Below are 18,086 nucleotides of genomic sequence, written 5' to 3' on the forward strand. Positions count from 1 at the left end.
CGGGCTCAGGCGCCGAGGTAGATCGAGGCGTTGTCGATGAGGCGGGTGTCGCCCACGGTCGCGGCGATGATGACCGTGGCCCGGCCCGTGTACCCGTCGTCGACGGGCAGGAACGTGTCGGGGTGCACGATGGCGAGGTAGTCGAGCTCCACGAGCTGCTCCCCCATGGCCGCCGACTGGGCGGCCGCGAGCACGGCGTCGATGCCGCGGTCGGAGGCCGACTCGGCGGCCTCGAGCACGTGCGGCAGGGTCACGGCGGCGCGGCGCTCCCGCTCGTCGAGGAAGCGGTTGCGGCTCGAGAGCGCGAGCTCGTCGTCGTCGCGCACGGTCTCGACCACCTCGACGCGCACGGGCATGTCGAGGTCGGTGACCATCTGCTGCACGAGGAAGACCTGCTGCGCATCCTTCTGCCCGAACAGCACCACGTCGGGCCCCACGCTGTGGATGAGCTTCGCCACGACCGTGAGCACGCCGTCGAAGTGCCCTGGGCGGCTGCGGCCCTCGAACAGACCGCCGATGCGACCGGCCGTGACTCGAGTGGCGGTGAGGCCGCGCGGGTAGAGCTCGTCGACCTCGGGGGCGAAGACGAGGTCGGCCCCGTGGCCCGTGAGGGCCTGGATGTCGGCGTCGAGGTCGCGCGGGTAGCGGTCGAGATCGGACGGGTCGCTGAACTGCAGGGGGTTCACGAAGACGGAGACCACCACGAGGTCGGCCACCTCGGCCGCGCGCTCCACGAGGGCGACGTGGCCGGTGTGCAGGGCGCCCATGGTGGGCACGAGGGCCACGCGCAGCGGGCCGGCGGCCCGGCGGTCGGCGATGGCGGCCCGCACCTCGGCGATGGTCGTGACGACCGTGGGGGCTGCGGACGGACTGGATGCAGCCGGGCGCGATGCAGACGGGCGGGCGGCCATGGAGGCTTCGGTCACCGGGACTCCTTGGCTGTGCAGGGTGATGGTGCAGGCGGCCGCGTGGTGCCGGTCGCCACGACGATGTTACCGGCTCGTGCGCGGGTGGCTCACGCGGGGGCGATCCCGCCGGCGCGGGCGAGGGCGTTGTCGACGGCGGAGCGCACGAGGGGCGCGAGCACCCGGCCAGGATCGTCGATGCCGATGCCGGCCAGCAGGCTCGTGGCCTGGTCGACGATCGCCGTGGAGAAGGTCGTGGCGGTCTCGATGGCCTCGGCGTAGGCACGGCGGTCCTCCTCGGCGACGACCACGGGCTCGCCGCCCATCTCGACCACGAGGGCCTGCGCGATCGGCAGCACGGGGGCGGGCGCGGTGACCGCGAAGTGGGCTCCGGCGAGGCGGGCCACGTCGATGCTCGTGCCGGTGAACGACATCGCCGGGTGCACGGCCAGCGGGATGACCCCGGCGGTGCGAGCGGGAGCGAACACGTCGATGCCGTACTCCGCGGCCGTGTGCAGCACGAGCTGCCCCATCTGCCAGGTGGAGGTCTCGGCGAGGCCCGCGATGAGGGCGGGCAGCTCGGCCGAGGGCACGGCGAGCAGCACGAGCTCGCTGCGCTCGACGATCTCGGGGATCGTGAGCACGGGCACTCCCGGCAGCATCGCCTCGGCGCGGTCGCGGCTCGACTCGGAGATGGCCGAGATTCCCACCACGGCGTGGCCGGCACCGGCGAGCGCTGCACCGAGCACGGGCCCCACGCGGCCTGCGCCGATGATCCCGATCCCGAGCCGCCCGCTGCGTTCCGAGGGCCTCATCGCGTCTCTCCTTCGTTCTCGCCGGTGCCGGCCCCGAGCTGGGCGTCGGGCAAGCCTGAAGCCGCGGGCGGGGTGGCGGGTGGGGTCGCGCGGCGGAGGGTGGGGTCGGTGGGGTCTGTGTCGGCGGCGCGTACGGCGCTGCGGCCCCACTGCTCGAACGCCTCGGCTCCGTCGTCGCGGTCGACCGCGGCGATCCTCGAGCGAACGGGGCCCGCCACCGTGTGCACCGTGAGCTCCACGAGGCGGAGCGCCCGCAAAAGCGGCCCGTCGGTGAGGCGCAGGCTCTGCATGCGGGCGAACGGCACGATCGACAGGTGGCGCCAGATGAGGCCAGAGCGCAGCAGCACGGCGTCATCCGTGGTGGCGAACCCGGTGCGCCGCCACGAGAGCGGCTGGTAGGGCCACGACCTCCCCGGCACTCCCACGAAGCCCTCACCCCTCTTCGCCACGAGTCCCGCGAGCACGAGCTCACGCGTATGCTCCCCCGCGAGGCCAGGCAGCAGGAGGCCGAGCACCTTGCTCACGTCGTCGATCGTGCCGACGGGCAGCATGGTGGTGCTGGCCTGGGCGCTGCCCTCCCCCGCGGCGCCCGCCCGGTTGATCCGCACGGTCCACCAGCCGCTCGCTCGCCAGAGCAGGGGCTGGCTCACCTCGACGGCGTGGATGCGACCGGGCGGCAGGGTGTCGTTGCTCGTCGAGAGCAGGCCGTAGCCGATCCGAACCCCGTCGGAGGTGCCGGCGATGCTGTAGCGGAGCGACTTCGTGAAGCGGTTGACGTAGTACCCGCCCGCCGCGAGGGCCCCGGGGATGAGCAGGAACACCACGAACTCCTGCCGGCCCGTGAACCCCGCCACCACCACGGCGACTGCGGCCACGAGGATCGCTACGGTGACACCGCTGAGCAGGAGCGAGGCGATGAGGCGGCCGGGCGGGATGCGCACGATCGACTCCGGCGCCGCGATCGACGGATCGAGCTCGGGTGCGAGCAGCTCGCGCATCCGCTGATTCACGATGCCCGGGGCCTGCGGGTCGGCGCCCTGGCCTGCGCCTGCACTCGCCCCCACGGCTGCGCCCGAGCCCGAGCCCGCGCCCGCGTCTGCGTCTGCGCTGTCCAGGCCCTGCACCGACGGTGCCGCGCCACCCGCCGTCGGCCGCTCCGTGGCCTGCACCCCCGAGGCAAGCAGCAGCACCTCGCGCCGCAGCCGATCGGCGTCGGCGGAGCCGAGGTAGGAGAGCTGCACCTTCGCATCCTGACCGGCCACGCTCACGTCGAGCTTGGCTGCGCCGAAGAGCCTCGCGAAGAGCGGACGCGAGATGGCGACGCCCTGGATCCGATCGAGTCGCGCACGGCGGTGGGTGCGGAAGAGGATGCCGCTCTTCACCTCCACGACGTCGTCGCCCACCCGGAAGGTGTGCATGCGCCACGAGGCATAGAAGCCGGCGACGCCCAGCACGAGGCCGATGACGACCGCAGCGCCGACCCAGCCGAGGTGGCCGCGCTCGTAGGCGGTCTGGAACGGGTCATCGGGCAGGGAGGATCCGCCGAAGAGCAGCTCGACGAGTCGCTCGCGGAAGTTGGCGAGGGCGAAACCGAGCACCGCGAGCAGCGCGATGCCGCCACGGAGCAACGGGGTGGCGGGGTGCAGGCGGTGCCACTCGCCGTCGGCGAGGTCGTCGCGCGGGGCGGGGGTGGAGGCGGGGTCGGTCACAGCCCGACGCGCCGCGACTCGGCCAGCTCCACGAGCCGGTCGCGCAGCGCATCCGCCTCGGCCTCGGCGATCCCGGGGATGGAGACCCCCGTGGCCGCCGCTGCGGTCACGAACTTGAGCTCGGCGAGCCCGAGCGCGCGCGCCACGGGGCCGCGGTTCACGTCGATGAGCTGCATGCGGCCGTACGGCACCGAGACGACGCGGTGGAACATGATGCCCCGGCGGAAGACCAGGTCGTCGGCCCGCAGCCGGTACCCGATCGAACGCACCCGGCGGGGGGCGAAGGCGAGCGTGAGCACGCCGATCACGACGGCTGCGGCCAGGGCGGGCCAGCCGAACCACGTTCCCAGCATGATGAAGGGCACGGTGATGCCGCACAGCACGAGTGCGCCGATGGCGCTCGAGACCAGTTCGACGCCGAGGTACTTGGGGCTCACCCGCTGCCACTCGCCGCTCTCGAAGCCGGCCGGCGAACGCGTTCCCACCTCGGGGTCGGTCACGATGTCAGGCCTCCGTGTCGGGTTCGTCGGGCGGCAGGGTGCACAGCCTCTCGGCCACGAGCCCCGCCACGGCGAGCACGAGGCCCGACAGCGCGGCGGCGACGCACGGCCAGAGCGAGCCTACATCCGCCACGACCGGGCGACTCAGGAGGAACACGAGCACCCCAGCGCCGAAGCCCGCCATGAGGCTGCCGACGAGCGTGGAGGCCTTCGCGAGCACCACCACACGCATCGCCCGGAACGGATCGATCCTCGTGCTGGAGGCGCCTCGGATGGCCCGGCGGATGGGCAGCGCGAGCGCCACCACGATGGCGCCCACGACCGCGAGCGTGATGGCGAGGGTGATGGGCGGGATCAGCACGGGCTGGCCCATCGAGGCCAGTGCGACCTCGAGCACGAAGCCCACGGCGAGCCCCACGACCGCGAAGACCGCGATGGTGGCGGGGCGGGTGTGCCTCATCGCGGCTCCCCCGCGTACGGGCGGAGGGTCGACTCGGGGATGCGGCCCGCGAGCTCGTCGATGCGGCCGGCACCCGGGATGACGGCGTCGGGCGCGATCTCGAGCCAGGGCACGAGCACGAAGTCGCGCTCGGCCGCGCGGGGGTGCGGCAGGGTGAGGCGCTCGGTCTGCTGCATGATCGAGCCCATCGTGATGATGTCGACGTCGAGCGTGCGATCGCCCCAGTGCTCCTCGCGCACCCGGCCGTGCTCGTTCTCGATCCGGTTGACGACGTCGAGCAGGGCCTCGGGCCGCAGCGTCGTGCGGATGCGCGCGACGGCGTTGAGGTAGGCCGGCGCCTCGAGGTCGATGCCGGCGGGCTTGACCGCCGAGGTCTCGTAGAGGCGCGAGAGGGCGAGCACCTCGATGCCGGGCTCGGCCCGCAGCTCGTCGACGGCGGCGAGTATGGTGGACTCCCGCTCGCCGAGGTTGCTGCCGAAGGCCAGCACCGCGGGCAGCGCGGGCACGGCGGGCACCGGGGTGCTGCGGCGGGCGCGCTCGCGCTCGATCGTGATCGAGACGTCGCCGAACGGCACCGTGATGGGCGCGTCGGGCTTGTGCACCACGACCTTCACGCGCTCCACGGGCTCGTGGGCAAGCACGACTCCCGCGATCCGCTCGGCGAGCGTCTCGATGAGGTCCACCGGATCTGCGGCGACCGCCTCGGAGATCTCGAGGGCGAGATCGCCGTAGTGCACGGTCTTCGCGAGGTCGTCGCCGCCGGCCGCAGGTGTGGTGTCGAGCGCGAGCTCCACGTCGATCACGAAGCGCTGGCCGTTCTCGCGCTCGAAGTCGAAGACGCCGTGATGGGCGAACACCTCGAGCCCGGTGAGGGTGAGCAGGTCGAGCCCGATCCGCGAGGTCGCCGGAGCCGCCTCGGTGCGGTCGCCGCTGCCGGTCGCGGTCGCGGTCACGGCGTCCCCCGCGCGGTCGCCGCCGCTCACGGCTGCCCCGTGCGGCCGCGCTCCACGGCCGCCGCCACGTCGAGGGCGGCTGCCGTGCTCGACACGTCGTGCACGCGCACCCCCCACACGCCCTGGGAGGCCGCGAGGGCGGCCAGCACCGCCGAGGCGAAGTCCCGCTCGGAGGTCTGCGCCCCGCCCGGCACGAGCTCGCCCACGAACCTCTTGCGGGAGGCTCCGATGAGCACGGGCGGGCCGAGCGCCACGAGGCGGTCGAGATGGCCGAGCAGGGTCCAGTTGTGGCCCGACTTCTTGGCGAAGCCGAGACCGGGGTCGAGGATGAGGCGCTCGGGGGCCATGCCCTTCACGATGAGCTCGGCGGCGCGCAGCTCGATGGCACCCACGACCTCGCCCACGACGTCGCGGTAGCGTGCGAGATCGTCCATGGAGTCGGCGTGACCGCGCCAGTGCATCACCACGAACCGGGCGTCGGAGTTGAGGATGACATCATCCATGTCCGGATCGGCGAGCCCTCCCGACACGTCGTTGACGATGGAGGCCCCCGCCTTGAGGGCGGCCTCGGCGGTGGAGGCGTTCATGGTGTCGACGCTCACGGTGATGCCGCGGTCCACGAGGTCGCGCACCACGGGCAGCACCCGTCGCTGCTCCTCCGAGATCGGCACCCTCGAGGATCCGGGCCTCGTGGACTCGCCGCCCACGTCGATGATGTCGGCCCCGCGGTCGACCATGCCCACGGCGTGCCGCACGGCGGCGTCGCGGTCGAGCCAGAGTCCGCCGTCGCTGAACGAGTCGGGGGTCACGTTGAGGATGCCCATGATGGACGTGCCGCTCCGCCTCACCGCGTGCCACCGTCCCCAGGTCTCGTGCCGAGCAGTGCGATGAGCTCCGCCCGGGCCGCCGGCTCTGACAGCTCGCCCCTCGCCGCGAGGGTCACGGTGGTGCTGAGCGCCTGCCTGCGCCCCCGCGCCGAGACGCAGCCGTGCTTGGCCTCGATCACCACGAGCACTCCCCTGGCGCCGAGGCCGCGCTCGAGGGCCTCCGCGATGTCGTCGGTGAGGCGCTCCTGCAGCTGCGGGCGCGACGATGCGGATTCGATCACCGAGACGATGCCGCCGAGCCCCGCGAGCGCGTCGCCCGGCAGGTAGGCCGCGTGCACGACGCCTTCGAACGGCAGCAGGTGGTGCTCGCACATGGAACGGAACGTGATGTCGCGGAGGAGCACCGGCTGGGCGTCGCCCCGCACGGCCTCACCCGGCACTGCCTCGAACGGCGCGGCCTCGAACGTGGCGCCGAGCGCCTCGGCGGGGTCGCTGCCCACACCGGCGAACAGCTCGGCGTACGACTCCGCCACGCGCCGAGGGGTCTCGACGAGGCCCTCGCGCGCGCCGTCCTCGCCGATCGCCGCGAGGATCTCGCTGACGGCGGCCTCGATCCTCGCTCGGTCGACGCTCGGCACGGGCGGCTAGGCGGTGGCGGGGCGGGGGTTGATGACGGGCGAGCGCGTCGGCTTGGAGGGGGTCGCGTCGGGCTCGGGCTCCGACGTGACTCCGCCGTCGACGGCACCGGCATCGATCGGGGCCTTGGCGGGGAACGCCACGGGGGGCCGCGACGACACCGGGCGGCGCTCGCTCGAGAGCCACTGCGGGCGCGGCGGGAGGTGCTTGATGTCCTTGAAGAGCTCGGCCAGCTCGTCGTGGTCGAGGGTCTCCTTCTCGAGCAGCTCGGCGGCCAGCTTGTCGAGGATGTCGCGGTTGTCGTTGAGCACCTGCCAGGCCTCGTCGTGCGCGGCCTCGATGAGGTTGCGCACCTCGTTGTCGACCTGCTGTGCGAGGCTCTCCGAGTAGTCGCGCTCGTGGCCCATGTTGCGGCCGAGGAACATCTCGCCCGAGGCGGCCCCCAGCTTGACGGCACCGAGGCTGGCCGTCATGCCGTACTCGGTCACCATCTTCTTGGCGGTGCCCGTGGCCTTCTCGATGTCGTTGGAGGCACCGGTGGTGGGGTCGTGGAACACGACCTCTTCGGCCACGCGGCCGCCCATGGCGTAGGCCAGCTGGTCGAGCAGCTCGTTGCGGCTCACCGAGTAGCGGTCCTCGAGCGGCAGCACCATTGTGTAGCCCAGGGCGCGGCCTCGGGGCAGGATGGTGACCTTCGTGACCGGGTCGGTGTTGTTCATGGCGGCCGCCACCAGGGCGTGGCCGCCCTCGTGGTAGGCCGTCACGAGCTTCTCCTGGTCGCGCATGATGCGCGTGCGGCGCTGCGGGCCCGCGATCACGCGGTCGATCGCCTCGTCGAGCGCACGCATGTCGATGAGCTGCGCGTTGGAGCGCGCCGTGAGCAGCGCCGCCTCGTTGAGCACGTTCGCCAGATCGGCACCCGTGAAACCGGGGGTCTTGCGGGCCACGACCTCGAGGTCGACACCGGCGGCGAGGGGCTTGCCCTTGCCGTGCACCTCGAGGATCTTCTTGCGGCCGTTGAGGTCGGGGGCGTCGACGCCGATCTGGCGGTCGAAGCGGCCGGGCCGGAGCAGAGCGGGGTCGAGGATGTCGGGCCGGTTGGTGGCCGCGATGAGGATGACGTTCGTCTTCACGTCGAAGCCGTCCATCTCGACGAGCAGCTGGTTGAGCGTCTGCTCGCGCTCGTCGTGACCGCCGCCCATGCCGGCGCCGCGGTGGCGGCCGACGGCGTCGATCTCGTCGATGAAGATGATGGCCGGGGAGTTCTCCTTGGCCTCCTTGAAGAGGTCGCGCACACGGCTCGCGCCGACACCCACGAACATCTCCACGAAGTCGGATCCCGAGATGGAGTAGAACGGCACGCCGGCCTCGCCCGCCACGGCGCGAGCGAGCAGGGTCTTGCCTGTTCCGGGAGGGCCGTAGAGCAGAACACCCTTGGGGATCCTGGCACCCACGGCGAGGAACTTGGCGGGCTCCTTGAGGAAGTCCTTGATCTCCTCGAGCTCCTCGAGCGCCTCCTCGGCGCCGGCCACGTCGTCGAACGTGACCTTCGGCGACTCCTTCGAGACGAGCTTCGCCTTCGACTTGCCGAACTGCATCACGCGGTTGCCGCCGCCCTGCATGCCCGAGAGCATGAACCAGAAGAACGCACCGATGAGCAGGAGCGGGAGCAGGATGCTGAGGGCCGAGACGAACCAGCTGGTCTGCGGCACTTCGTCGTCGAAGCCGTCGCTCGGGTCGGCATCCGTGACCGCCGCCACGACCTCGGCACCGCGGGGGGCGACGTAGTAGAACTGCACCTTCTCGCCGTGCTCCTGGTCGGCGGTGGTGAGGGTCATGTCGACGCGCTGCTCACCGTCGATGATGGTGGCTTCGGCGACCTTGCCGCTCGAGAGGTAGGAGAGCCCCTCCTGCGTCGTGACCTGCTGGTAGCCGGCACTGGTGATCAGGCTGAACCCGATCCAGAGCGCGATCGCACCCAGCAGGATGTAGGGAATGGGAGATCGAAGGATGCGTTTCGCGTTCATGTCTCTTCATCGCTCTGGTGCCTGCAGGATCGGCACGGGGCTTGGGTCGTTGCCTCAGGGTACCCGTCGGCGACTGGACGCACCCTCCATGTTCCCCGTGGGCGTAAGTGCCGGAGGGCGCGAGGGGTCTGGCGCCGGGGCTCAGGCGTAGACGTGGGGAGCGAGCACGCCGATGGACTTGAGGTTGCGGTAGCGCTCGGCGTAGTCGAGGCCGTAGCCCACCACGAAGGCGTTGGGGATGTCCTTGCCGATGTACTTCACGTCGATCTCGACCTTCACGGCAAGGGGTTTGCGCAGCAGTGCGCAGATCTCCACCGAGGCAGCTCCGCGGCTCCGCAGGTTGGCGAGCAGCCAGGAGAGGGTGAGGCCGGAGTCGATGATGTCCTCGACGATGAGTACCTTGCGGCCCGTGATGTCGGTGTCGAGGTCCTTGAGGATGCGCACGACGCCGCTCGACTGGGTGCCTGAGCCGTAGGACGAGACCGCCATCCAGTCCATGTTGAGCTGCAGCGTGAGCTCGCGGGCGAGGTCGGCCATGACCATCACGGCACCGCGCAGCACACCCACGAGCAGCACGTTGTCGTCATCGGTGTAGTCGGCCTCGATCTGGCGGGCGAGCCCCGAGATCGTCTGGGCGATCTGCTCCTCGGTGAGCAGAACCTCCGTGATGTCGGATTCGATGTCGCTGACGTCCATTGGTCCCTATCCCTCGTGGTGTCCGGTGCGCGTGAAGACGAGCAGCGCCCCCTGCCGCACCACTCTAATCCCTGGCAGATCCACGCCCTTCTGGCCGTGCCAGTCGGTCACGAGCGCCGCCACCGCGAGCGTCTGCACGCGGCTCGGTGAGACACCGAACTCGCTCTCGACGACGTAGCGGATGATGCGGTTGCGCAGGGCGGGAGGGTTCGCCGCGAGCGCGCGTGCCGAGACGGCGATGCCGGCCTCGGCGTGCTCCACGAGATCCTCGATGGTCTCGGTGGCGATGTCGTGCAGCGTCTCGTCGTCCTCCCGCAGCTGTTCGGCGGTGCGGGCGAGGGCCTCGGCGATGCCGGGGCCGAGCTCGCTCTCGAGCACGGGCAGCACACTCTGGCGCACGCGCACGCGGGAGAAGCGATCCTCGAGGTTGTGGGGGTCGTGCCAGGGGTCGAGGCCGGAGTCGGCGCAGAACGCCTCGGTGGTGGCGCGACGGATGCCGAGCAGCGGGCGCATCCGGGTGCCGGTGACGGGCGCCATTCCGGAGAGGCTGGCGGCGCCCGCCCCCCTCGCGAGGCCGAGCAGCACGGTCTCGGCCTGGTCGTCGAGGGTGTGGCCGAGGAGCATGTGGTCGGCGCCGGTGGTTCGGAGGGCTTCGTCGAGGGCGGCGTAGCGGGCGGTGCGGGCGGCGGCCTCCGGGCCTCCCGCGGCGGCTCGACCGTCGGTTCGCCCGTCGGCCCGCCCGTCGTCGACGGAGACCCTCACGACGCTCACCGGACCGAGGCCGAGAGCGCGCGCCTGGCGGGCCGCGCGCTCGGCCACCGCATCCGAACCCTGCTGCAGACCGTGGTCGACGATCACCGCACCGGCACGTCTCCCCGACCGCTCCGCCTCGAAGGCGGTCGCCGCGGCGAGGGCCAGGGAATCGGGCCCGCCGCTCAGCGCCACGAGCACGAAAGCGGCGTCGGCCTGCTCGAGTCCCTGCCGCACGGCACGGCGCACATCGGCGATCGCGGGCGTGAGCCGGGGGCGGCGGCCGGGCATCTGCATCCAGTAACGTTATTGCAGTTTCCGGCGGCGCATCCTGCGCACGCCCGGGCCCATGACACACACGTAGGGAGCACCATATGGCCGAGTACGACGTCGTCGTCGAGATCCCCAAGGGGAGCCGCAACAAGTACGAAGTCGACCACGAGACCGGTCGCGTCTACCTCGACCGCGTGCTCTTCACGAGCTTCGTGTACCCCACCGACTACGGGTTCTTCGAGAACACCCTGGGCCTCGACGGCGACCCCGTCGACGCGCTCGTGCTGCTCGAGTACCCCGTGTTCCCCGGCGTGGGTGTGAAGGTGCGCCCCGTGGGTGTGCTCAACATGAGCGACGAGGCCGGCTCCGACGCCAAGGTCGTGGTGGTGCCCCACAAGGATCCGCGCTGGGCGCACATCCAGGACATCTCTGACGTTCCGGAGCAGACCCGCAACGAGATCGAGCACTTCTTCGCCCGCTACAAGGACCTCGAGCCCTCCAAGTGGGTCAAGATCGAGGGCTGGGGCGACGCCGCAGAAGCCGACGCCATCATCCAGGCAGGCATCACGAAGCTGGCCGAAGAGGGCTCTCACTAGCCCTTCGAGTCCAGAAGCGCAAACGTCGCGGCAACCGCCTCCCAAGGCACTCCGGTTGCCGCGACGTCCGCTTTTCTTAACCCACTCGACCTAAGTCAGACGGTCGGGGTCCCTTCCCCACACGTTCGCACTGGTCCGAAGGTGATGGGCCGTACTCGACGACCCAGGGTGACGGCGCGGCCGCGAAGCGACCGCACCGGAACATGTCGCCTGCGCCGGGCGGGGACCGGCGCAGACTGGAGACAGCCGCGCGAAGCACGGCTGCCTCCAGCAGCTAGAAACCCACGTAGTTGCGCGGGTTCTGCGATGTGCCGTTCACGCGGGTCTCGAAGTGCACGTGGCAGCCGGTGGAGGATCCCGTGGTGCCGGCGTAGGCGATGAGCTCGCCACCGCCCACGTCTTGCCCGTAACCCACCACGAGCGAGCTGTTGTGGCCGTACACGGTGGTGAGGCCGCCGCCGTGGTTGATGGTGACCGAGTAGCCGAGGCCGCCGTTGTAGCCGGACTGGATGACCGTTCCCGCCGCCGCCGCGTAGACGGGCGCGCCGCACGTGCCACCACCTGCCTGCACGAGGTCGATCCCGGCGTGCAGTCGGTTGACGCGGGCGATGGGGTGGAAGCGCATGCCCCACTCCGAGGTCACGCGCCACGCGGAGAGCGGCGCACCCCAGCCGGAGACCGACACGGGAGGCGGACCTCCGCCTGCCTCCTGCCGTGCGGCGTCCTCGGCGGCCTTGCGGGCGGCCTCGGCGGCGCGAGCGGCCTCCTCGGCCTTGCGTCGCTCCTCCACGCCCTTCTCGTACTCGGCCACGGTCTGAGCCGTCGCCGACTGCAGAGCGGCGAGCTGCGCATCCAGCACCACACGCTGCGCCTCCTGCTCGGCCAGCAGGTCCTCCGCCGCCGCCTGGGCCGCCACCGCGGCGTCGAACGCCTCCTGGGCGGTGACCTTGAGCGCCTCGAGCTCGCCCTCGGCGATGTCGGCCTGCTCGGTGAGCGACGCGGCGGTGTTGCTGTCCTGCGCGGCGCGCTCGTAGAGCTTGCCCGTGGTCTCGGAGAGGCGGCTCATGGCGCCGAGCTGGTAGAGCAGGTCGTCGGAGTCCTCACCCGACACGAAGAGGTTGAGGGAGAGGTCGCCGCCACCGGTGCGCGTGAACTGGCTCACCAGCATGCCGGCCTGCTTGTTCGACGCCTCGGCCCTCGCGGTGGCTTCCGCGGCCTGGGCGGCCAGCTCGTCGGCCCGGAAGACCGCGGTGTCGTAGGCGTCCTGAGCAGCGGAGTACTCGTCGGCCTTCAGGATGGCGAACTCCTCGGCGGCCTGCAGCTCGGCCTGCGCGGTGTCGATGAGCGCGCGGATGTTGGCCACCTCGGCGTTCTTCGCCTCTTCGCTGCCCTTGGCCGCCAGCACGTCCTCCCAGGTGGGGTAGTCGGCCGCGAAGGCCGCGCCACCCTCGCCCCGCAGCACGTCGACCGCCACGAGACTCGCCGCGAGCGTGAGGGCCGCGACCCAGCGGGTCGCCCGCCTGCGGCCTTTACGGCCCCGTTCGGTGGTGCCGGAGGGGGTGCGTCGGGTGGTGCCTGTGCTGGTGGACGTCATCTGGATCATCCGAACTCGATGCCCTGCGCCGCCATGAACGGTCGGGGGTTGATGGCGGTGCCGTTCTCGCGCACCTCGTAGTGCAAATGGCAGCCGGTGGAGTTGCCCGTGGTGCCGGCGTAGGCGATCGGCTGACCGACCGAGACGTAGGCGCCGTTGCCCACGAGCAGCGTGGTGTTGTGGCCGTAGGCGGTGGCGATGCCGCCACCGTGGTCGATGCGGATGAAGTTGCCGTAGCCGCCGTTGTAGCCCGCGTAGTTCACGAGACCCTCAGCGGCGGCGTAGACGACGGCGTCACAGGTGCCGCCGTTGTACACCAGGTCGATGCCCGAGTGCAGGATGTAGGCGCCCGAGACGGGGTTGACGCGCATGCCGAACTCATCCGAGGAGTGCGAGCCCGGGAACGGGCTCGCCCATCCGCTCGCCGCGATGAAGGGGAGCGTGGGCAGACCGGCCGCAGCAGCCGCCCTGGCCGCTTCGGCACGCGCGTTGACGCCGGCCTGGAAGTCGGCCTCGGTGGCGACCCGGTTCTCCTGCAGCACGGTGAGCTGGGTCTGCAGCTCGACCTGGTGGTCCTGCTGCTCCTGCAGAGCGGTCTCGGCGGCGAGCTGGGCCGCGACGGCCTCGTCTCGCAGGCGCTCGGCCTCGGTGGCGAGGCCCTTCAGTTCGTCGCGCGCGACCTCGGCCTGGGCGGTGAGGGCCTCTGCCGTGTTGCTGTCCTGCTCGGCCTGGGCGTAGATCTGCGAGGTCTTCTGGGTGAGCTTCGACATCGTGCTCAGCTGGTAGAGCAGGTCGCTCGACACCTCGCCGCCCACGAAGAGGTTGACGGTGAGGTCGCTGCCGCCCGAGCGGGAGAGCTGGGCGGCGAGCTGGCCGGCCTGCTTGTTCGACTCGGCCGACCGCGCCGTGGCGTCGGCGGCCTGGGTCTCGAGCTCGGTGGCGCGGAACTCGGCGGTGTCGTACTTCTCCTGAGCCACCTGGTACTCGGTGCCTCGCTGCACCGAGACGGCCTGCGCATCCGCAACGGCCGCGTTCATGCCCTCGATGAGGCCCTGGATGCGCGTGACCTCCTCGGACTTCGCCGATTCGTTCGCCTGGGCGTTCTTCACGTCGTCCCACGTGGGGTACTCGTCGGCGTAGGCGGGGCTCGAGGTGAGGCCGGTGAGCGCGACCAGCGTGGCTGCGACGGCGAACGCCATCGCCCCGTGCCTCAGACGCCACGGGCGGGAGGGCCTGCTGGCGGACTTCTCGGTGCTCATGTTCCCCTGCCGTACCTGTTTTGCCGAGCAAATTTCCACAGTGCTCTTCTGTAACATCTGTCACAGTGCTCCGGCGAATCTAACGCGGGCGGGCGCAGAATGCACGGACATTCCCCCGAATTTGCTCAACTGGTCGCGAATTGGAGACTGTGCAGGAGTTGTGGCATACTCGATGAGTTGTCGCCGCGGCCCCATCGTTTAGCGGCCTAGGACGCTGCCCTTTCACGGCGGTAGCACGGGTTCGAATCCCGTTGGGGTCACGATGGCCGGTGTGAAAGCACCGGGCTGACAACACATACAATAGGAACAACACATAAGGCCCTGTAGCGCAGTTGGTTAGCGTGCCGCCCTGTCACGGCGGAGGTCGCGGGTTCAAGTCCCGTCAGGGTCGCAAGGCGTGAAGCCCTTCCACATCGGAAGGGCTTTTCGCTAGAGATCAGCCAGAATCGCGGTTCGTGTGTTGATTTCGGCTCTGTAGCTCAGTTGGTAGAGCGCACGACTGAAAATCGTGAGGTCACGGGATCGACGCCCGTCGGAGCCACTGGAACCCCCGCCTAGCTTCTACATGGTGGGGGTTTCTTGCATCTCCGATAGATTCTCGGTGTCTTCGATGACTGAATCACTCGTCGCGGCGGAGCAGCCGCCGATTCCGTTCCCCCAGCCGCTGCTCGTGTCACCCGCGGAGCCGTTAGATGAGCTGCGGGTACTTGGCCAGCGCGTCGGTCGGCAAGGCCAGCACCGAGATGATCCCCGCCAAGTCAATCTCGTCGGTGACGACGAAGCGCGAGGATCGAGACGCCCTCGAATGCTTCGCCGCCGGCGAGTTCACTCGGAGGATGATCTGCAACACCGAGTTCGGGAGAGCGCCGAGGACCTGGCCGACGTCCTTCGTCGAGATGCCCCAATAGCCGTCCCACGAGTCGATGGGACGCACACGCGGATCGTGGCGACTGCGCCGTCGCCTGTCGGCGCGGGGGTGGTTACCGCGTTGAAAAACTCGAGCTTCGACTTCGGAAGGGGCTTCTCACCCCAGAAGCGGTGGGCGCCCTTGGCGTGCTGATTCATGCTGCCTCCTCGGTGCAGGTCGTGCGGTGCTGGTGTCCGTCACAGGCAGGCCGAATTTCTCACGGAGGTAAACCTCGAGCGGTTCGTCGTACTCGATCGCGCCGGAATCCAGAAGCGACCGGATCGCATCAGCACTGACAGGCTGCTGTTCGCCGATCGTCGCAGGAATGATTCGCGGCGCCGGTTGGGTCGGACCCCACATCATCTACGGGCTCATCGTGCTTCAGATGTCGCCGGTAGGCCGTGTCGGTGCCACAAGGGGCCTTCGGGTTGCTCACTGGGCCCTCCAATTCCCCCGCAGCCCCGAATTTACCCTCGGAGAGAGCTGCCAGGACCGCGCGGGAGGTTGGCACCGAAGGGGTGGTGCTGGATTTATTCAGGCCTCGGGCGGCTGACGTCGTGCCATCATGTCGGCCCTGCGCGCGTCGGCCACGTAGACGTCGTCGAGGACGAACCGGGCGATGGTGAGTGCGTCATCGGCATCCTCTTGGGTGGGGATGTCGTCGATGTCGCCGTGAGCCATGTCGTTGCCAAGGATGCGTAGCGCATGGGCCATGTCCTTCGTGCCTCGACGTACGTGACCTTCGTCGAAGAGCTTGTTGATCTTCTGCACGAGAGTGCCCGTTCCTACGCCTCGGTCCTTCGCGGTCGCCTCGATGACGCTTCGGACGAGGAGGAGGACGCCGCGGTAAGCACCGATGCTGAATGCGTCGTGCGCTTCCTTGTAGAAACCAGCGACTCCATCTGGGATGAAAGCGGTGTCAACTGGGCGCATAGGCGGTGGGGACCAGGAGTCGATGCTCATAGCTTCTCCCTCTGTCACGACGTCGCTGCCGGAGAGCATGCTGCCATTGACCAGGCGGCGATCAGCAACTCGGCTGACACCGTACGCGGAGTTGAAGCGCTGACATGCATCGCAGGTAGCTGAAATCTCGAGCCGATAAGAATGCCGACTTGTTTGCTGGACGAGATCAAGGCTGTTTACACGCCCGGCTCGCGCTGTGAAATGAGTCTGATTACCGCAGAAGGCGCAGGTTCCGGAGAGCATGAGCTCATCCTGGCAGTCCGCCTTGGCCCGGTCTATGCGGCAGCTCTGGCCGGTAACGCATACGGCATCGGCGTTTTTCGCTCTGCGTCAGTGAGTGCGGTGGAGACGACGACCTCGTCGGCGGTGATGCGTCGTCCTGGAGTGCTCGCGGTGTGACGATGCGGCGGGGGTGAAGCCTCGCCTCGTTGCCTCGGCCATGCCCTCCTGCTTGGTGCGGGCGAGGAGGACGATGCGCCACTCGGGCGGGGGTGCGACATCGGTGGCTTCAGTGGGTGTGGTGGCGGGCTCTCCGTGCGCGATGACGACGTCGACGTGCTGGCTGGTGTTCACGGGTGCTCCCAGTCGTCTCGGGCGGTAGTAGCCGCTGATGATGCCGCGGGCCATCTGTTCGCAGTCGTCCCGGTTCTCGTAGCCCCGGCCGTCGTCGGTGGCGATGGTGTGGCCGTTGTCGGCGACGACGCGCCAGGCCCCAAGCTGGTCGGTGCGCTTGTACACGTCGAGGTGCAGCATGCGTTCCTCCTCGCGGTCCGGTGGCGGCCCAGATCTCGGCGGGCGCGTAGTTCCCCTTGCCGCTGTTGCAGGACAGGTGCATTGGGACGAGGAACGGTCCGACGAGGCGGCCGCCGTAGTCGAGTGCGTCCGGGTGGTCGGCGGTGAACGACATGCGTTCGCCGGCTGGGATGGAGGTGTCGATGGGTTGCCCGCATCCCTCACCGTGGGTGATCCGTACCCGCAGGGCAGGTTGTCGACGGCGGTGCGGCGCTTCAGCGCGGCCTGCTGTCGGTGGTAGGCGCGGTAGGCCCTTGCCGTCGCGGATACTGCGGTTGCTCATCGGCCAGACATAGTTTCGCGCCACAAAACTGGAGATGTCGGTGCACTGCGCTAGCGTCCGAAGAGGCTCCGCATGGTGCGGGTCGGATTGGAAAGAAAATCATGGGCAAGGGAGACGCTACGGCGGCGCTGTACTCGGAGATCGAGCGAGTTGCGAAAGCTATACCCACCATCGGCGGCGCAGCGCACCAGGCGCGAGCCGTGTTGGCTCTCGCGCAGGCGTACCGTGCGGTAGAGGGCGGTGAGCAGCCGTCGTCGTTGCCCGCAGACGAATGAGCCCATGGGAGCAGCTTCGTGGTTGCTCCCTCGCGAGGTGGTGTCGGGGCCCTCGCATTGAGGCACCCGCCTCGAGGGGCTTCCGCTCCGGTCGCCGTGCCGCGGGTGAGGCGGGCTAGGCGCGGTACACAGCTAGGAGGGTTCGCGGTCTCGCACCCGGGATCGGATTCGGCCGCCTCGGTGGGGGTGAGGGGCGCATGTCGGTGCGTGTGGAGGGCACCGCGAAGCTGGTACTCGAAAGGACCCCCACCGTAGAGAGGGGGCGGTGACGCGGACCATGCGGCACCAGTCCTTCACTGTGGTCGCCATCTTCGCGTAATCGAAGGGGGCGTCACCGTCGATGAGGTTCCGGGTCGAGGGCAGTGACGCGGACCCTGCGGACGTGTTCGTCGATGGGTTCACCGCGGCGTACAGCTGCTCCAGGAGGGGTGCCTCCTCGATGGAGTGGATCATAACGAGCACACCTTCGTCGGTCTTCTGGGTGAAGTGATCGACGTCGGGGCGGGTGAGGGCTTGGACTGCGGCGAGGAGGTCTGTGTGTTTGGTCATGGGGTCTCCTGCGTTGGGGAGACTCGCACTCGGAGCCGGGTCAGGATCTCTTGGGGCGTGGTGTGGCATTCGCATCCCTCACGGAAGGCGTGCCCGAACGGTGTCCAACTGCAGGACCTCTTGCATCGGTGCTGGTGTCGTGTTTGTGTGAGGTGAGAGCGTGGATACCGGCGTTGAACGTGCCACGGAACGTTATGCGGCGCTCCTACCGTGGCATGTGCACGGGCACGCGGTGGGCTCATCATTCGCGATGTCCCAGCCTGTGCCGTCGCAGTCGCGGTGCTTCCCTGCGAGACAGTCGGGGTCGGTGGTGATGT

At 69.7% G+C, this 18,086-nt stretch carries 18 protein-coding genes and 3 tRNA genes; 4 read left to right on the forward strand and 17 right to left on the reverse strand.

The features are described from left to right. Window positions 1–5 precede the first annotated feature (5 nt). The 11 genes from panC to tilS all read right to left on the reverse strand — a co-directional run bounded on the left by panC (window position 6) and on the right by tilS (window position 10,569). Entirely contained in the window at window positions 6–911 is a 906-nt protein-coding gene (panC, locus tag ACEXQC_RS14875; RefSeq protein ID WP_374824871.1) for a pantoate--beta-alanine ligase, read from the reverse strand. Between the two features lie 104 nt (window positions 912–1,015). Beyond that, window positions 1,016–1,720 (reverse strand): Rossmann-like and DUF2520 domain-containing protein, encoded by a 705-nt coding sequence (locus tag ACEXQC_RS14880; RefSeq protein ID WP_374823950.1) that lies wholly within the window; start codon window positions 1,718–1,720, stop codon window positions 1,016–1,018. After that, complete coding sequence (locus tag ACEXQC_RS14885; protein ID WP_374823953.1) at window positions 1,717–3,429, reverse strand: PH domain-containing protein; 1,713 nt, start codon at window positions 3,427–3,429, stop codon at window positions 1,717–1,719. The genes ACEXQC_RS14880 and ACEXQC_RS14885 overlap by 4 nt, the downstream gene beginning before the upstream one ends. After that, on the reverse strand, window positions 3,426–3,929 hold the full coding sequence (locus ACEXQC_RS14890) for a PH domain-containing protein (protein WP_374823956.1): 504 nt from the start codon (window positions 3,927–3,929) through the stop codon (window positions 3,426–3,428). The genes ACEXQC_RS14885 and ACEXQC_RS14890 overlap by 4 nt, the downstream gene beginning before the upstream one ends. 4 nt (window positions 3,930–3,933) lie before the next feature. Next, complete coding sequence (locus ACEXQC_RS14895) at window positions 3,934–4,389, reverse strand: DUF3180 domain-containing protein (RefSeq protein ID WP_374823959.1); 456 nt, start codon at window positions 4,387–4,389, stop codon at window positions 3,934–3,936. Then, window positions 4,386–5,372 carry a 2-amino-4-hydroxy-6-hydroxymethyldihydropteridine diphosphokinase gene (gene folK / locus ACEXQC_RS14900; protein WP_374823962.1) on the reverse strand — a complete coding sequence of 329 codons (987 nt, stop codon included), beginning with the start codon at window positions 5,370–5,372 and terminating at the stop codon, window positions 4,386–4,388. Before folK ends, ACEXQC_RS14895 begins: the two co-directional genes overlap by 4 nt. Beyond that, a complete protein-coding gene (gene folP, locus ACEXQC_RS14905) occupies window positions 5,369–6,166 on the reverse strand; it encodes a dihydropteroate synthase (protein ID WP_374823965.1) in 798 nt (265 codons plus the stop codon). Before folP ends, folK begins: the two co-directional genes overlap by 4 nt. A gap of 20 nt (window positions 6,167–6,186) precedes the next feature. Continuing rightward, window positions 6,187–6,807, reverse strand: a complete 621-nt coding sequence (folE, locus tag ACEXQC_RS14910) for a GTP cyclohydrolase I (protein ID WP_374823968.1) — start codon at window positions 6,805–6,807, stop codon at window positions 6,187–6,189. 6 nt (window positions 6,808–6,813) lie between these two features. Continuing rightward, window positions 6,814–8,832, reverse strand: a complete 2,019-nt coding sequence (gene ftsH, locus ACEXQC_RS14915; RefSeq protein ID WP_374823971.1) for an ATP-dependent zinc metalloprotease FtsH — start codon at window positions 8,830–8,832, stop codon at window positions 6,814–6,816. Between the two features lie 141 nt (window positions 8,833–8,973). Continuing rightward, window positions 8,974–9,528 carry a hypoxanthine phosphoribosyltransferase gene (gene hpt, locus ACEXQC_RS14920; protein ID WP_374823974.1) on the reverse strand — a complete coding sequence of 185 codons (555 nt, stop codon included), beginning with the start codon at window positions 9,526–9,528 and terminating at the stop codon, window positions 8,974–8,976. 6 nt (window positions 9,529–9,534) lie between these two features. Further along, complete coding sequence (gene tilS, locus ACEXQC_RS14925) at window positions 9,535–10,569, reverse strand: tRNA lysidine(34) synthetase TilS (protein WP_374824874.1); 1,035 nt, start codon at window positions 10,567–10,569, stop codon at window positions 9,535–9,537. A gap of 83 nt (window positions 10,570–10,652) precedes the next feature. Between tilS and ppa the strand changes: the two genes are divergently transcribed. Continuing rightward, window positions 10,653–11,147: an inorganic diphosphatase gene (gene ppa / locus ACEXQC_RS14930; protein WP_374823976.1), complete on the forward strand. Its 495-nt coding sequence runs from the start codon at window positions 10,653–10,655 to the stop codon at window positions 11,145–11,147. A gap of 274 nt (window positions 11,148–11,421) precedes the next feature. Here the strand turns inward: ppa and ACEXQC_RS14935 are convergent, their stop codons facing one another. Together ACEXQC_RS14935 and ACEXQC_RS14940 are read right to left on the reverse strand one after the other, a co-directional pair. Beyond that, complete coding sequence (locus ACEXQC_RS14935; RefSeq protein ID WP_374823978.1) at window positions 11,422–12,741, reverse strand: M23 family metallopeptidase; 1,320 nt, start codon at window positions 12,739–12,741, stop codon at window positions 11,422–11,424. A 5-nt stretch (window positions 12,742–12,746) separates the two neighbouring features. Next, window positions 12,747–14,000: a M23 family metallopeptidase gene (locus tag ACEXQC_RS14940; RefSeq protein ID WP_374823981.1), complete on the reverse strand. Its 1,254-nt coding sequence runs from the start codon at window positions 13,998–14,000 to the stop codon at window positions 12,747–12,749. A 187-nt stretch (window positions 14,001–14,187) separates the two neighbouring features. On the opposite strand from ACEXQC_RS14940, the gene ACEXQC_RS14945 reads away from it, so the two are divergent. The 3 genes from ACEXQC_RS14945 to ACEXQC_RS14955 all read left to right on the forward strand — a co-directional run bounded on the left by ACEXQC_RS14945 (window position 14,188) and on the right by ACEXQC_RS14955 (window position 14,541). Then, window positions 14,188–14,260: transfer RNA gene (locus ACEXQC_RS14945), tRNA-Glu, on the forward strand. Window positions 14,261–14,317: 57 nt separating this feature from the next. Next, a tRNA-Asp gene (locus ACEXQC_RS14950) sits at window positions 14,318–14,391 on the forward strand. Window positions 14,392–14,468: 77 nt separating this feature from the next. After that, window positions 14,469–14,541 (forward strand) — tRNA-Phe (locus ACEXQC_RS14955). 147 nt (window positions 14,542–14,688) lie between these two features. Here the strand turns inward: ACEXQC_RS14955 and ACEXQC_RS14960 are convergent. The 4 genes from ACEXQC_RS14960 to ACEXQC_RS14975 form a co-directional block, all read right to left on the reverse strand. Beyond that, the gene (locus ACEXQC_RS14960) at window positions 14,689–14,934 is read right to left on the reverse strand and encodes a hypothetical protein (protein WP_374823984.1); all 246 of its coding nucleotides are present in this window, start codon (window positions 14,932–14,934) and stop codon (window positions 14,689–14,691) included. Between the two features lie 507 nt (window positions 14,935–15,441). Further along, a complete protein-coding gene (locus tag ACEXQC_RS14965; RefSeq protein WP_374823987.1) occupies window positions 15,442–16,113 on the reverse strand; it encodes a DUF4145 domain-containing protein in 672 nt (223 codons plus the stop codon). An 87-nt stretch (window positions 16,114–16,200) separates the two neighbouring features. After that, window positions 16,201–16,623, reverse strand: a complete 423-nt coding sequence (locus tag ACEXQC_RS14970; RefSeq protein ID WP_374823990.1) for a YegP family protein — start codon at window positions 16,621–16,623, stop codon at window positions 16,201–16,203. A 372-nt stretch (window positions 16,624–16,995) separates the two neighbouring features. Continuing rightward, window positions 16,996–17,226 carry a hypothetical protein gene (locus tag ACEXQC_RS14975; RefSeq protein ID WP_374823993.1) on the reverse strand — a complete coding sequence of 77 codons (231 nt, stop codon included), beginning with the start codon at window positions 17,224–17,226 and terminating at the stop codon, window positions 16,996–16,998. Window positions 17,227–18,086: the final 860 nt, after the last annotated feature.

This window comes from Herbiconiux liukaitaii, assembly GCF_041927495.1.
Classification (GTDB): Bacteria; Actinomycetota; Actinomycetes; order Actinomycetales; family Microbacteriaceae; genus Herbiconiux; species Herbiconiux liukaitaii.

Coding starts and splice junctions, on each gene's coding strand:
- panC (WP_374824871.1), bottom strand. CDS start 911: ATGGCCGCCCGCCCGTCTGCATCGCGCCCGGCTGCATCCAGTCCGTCC.
- ACEXQC_RS14880 (WP_374823950.1), bottom strand. CDS start 1,720: ATGAGGCCCTCGGAACGCAGCGGGCGGCTCGGGATCGGGATCATCGGC.
- ACEXQC_RS14895 (WP_374823959.1), bottom strand. CDS start 4,389: ATGAGGCACACCCGCCCCGCCACCATCGCGGTCTTCGCGGTCGTGGGG.
- folP (WP_374823965.1), bottom strand. CDS start 6,166: ATGGGCATCCTCAACGTGACCCCCGACTCGTTCAGCGACGGCGGACTC.
- ftsH (WP_374823971.1), bottom strand. CDS start 8,832: ATGAACGCGAAACGCATCCTTCGATCTCCCATTCCCTACATCCTGCTG.
- hpt (WP_374823974.1), bottom strand. CDS start 9,528: ATGGACGTCAGCGACATCGAATCCGACATCACGGAGGTTCTGCTCACC.
- tilS (WP_374824874.1), bottom strand. CDS start 10,569: ATGCCCGGCCGCCGCCCCCGGCTCACGCCCGCGATCGCCGATGTGCGC.
- ppa (WP_374823976.1), top strand. CDS start 10,653: ATGGCCGAGTACGACGTCGTCGTCGAGATCCCCAAGGGGAGCCGCAAC.
- ACEXQC_RS14935 (WP_374823978.1), bottom strand. CDS start 12,741: ATGACGTCCACCAGCACAGGCACCACCCGACGCACCCCCTCCGGCACC.
- ACEXQC_RS14940 (WP_374823981.1), bottom strand. CDS start 14,000: ATGAGCACCGAGAAGTCCGCCAGCAGGCCCTCCCGCCCGTGGCGTCTG.
- ACEXQC_RS14965 (WP_374823987.1), bottom strand. CDS start 16,113: ATGCTCTCCGGAACCTGCGCCTTCTGCGGTAATCAGACTCATTTCACA.
- ACEXQC_RS14970 (WP_374823990.1), bottom strand. CDS start 16,623: ATGCTGCACCTCGACGTGTACAAGCGCACCGACCAGCTTGGGGCCTGG.
- ACEXQC_RS14975 (WP_374823993.1), bottom strand. CDS start 17,226: ATGGGCTCATTCGTCTGCGGGCAACGACGACGGCTGCTCACCGCCCTC.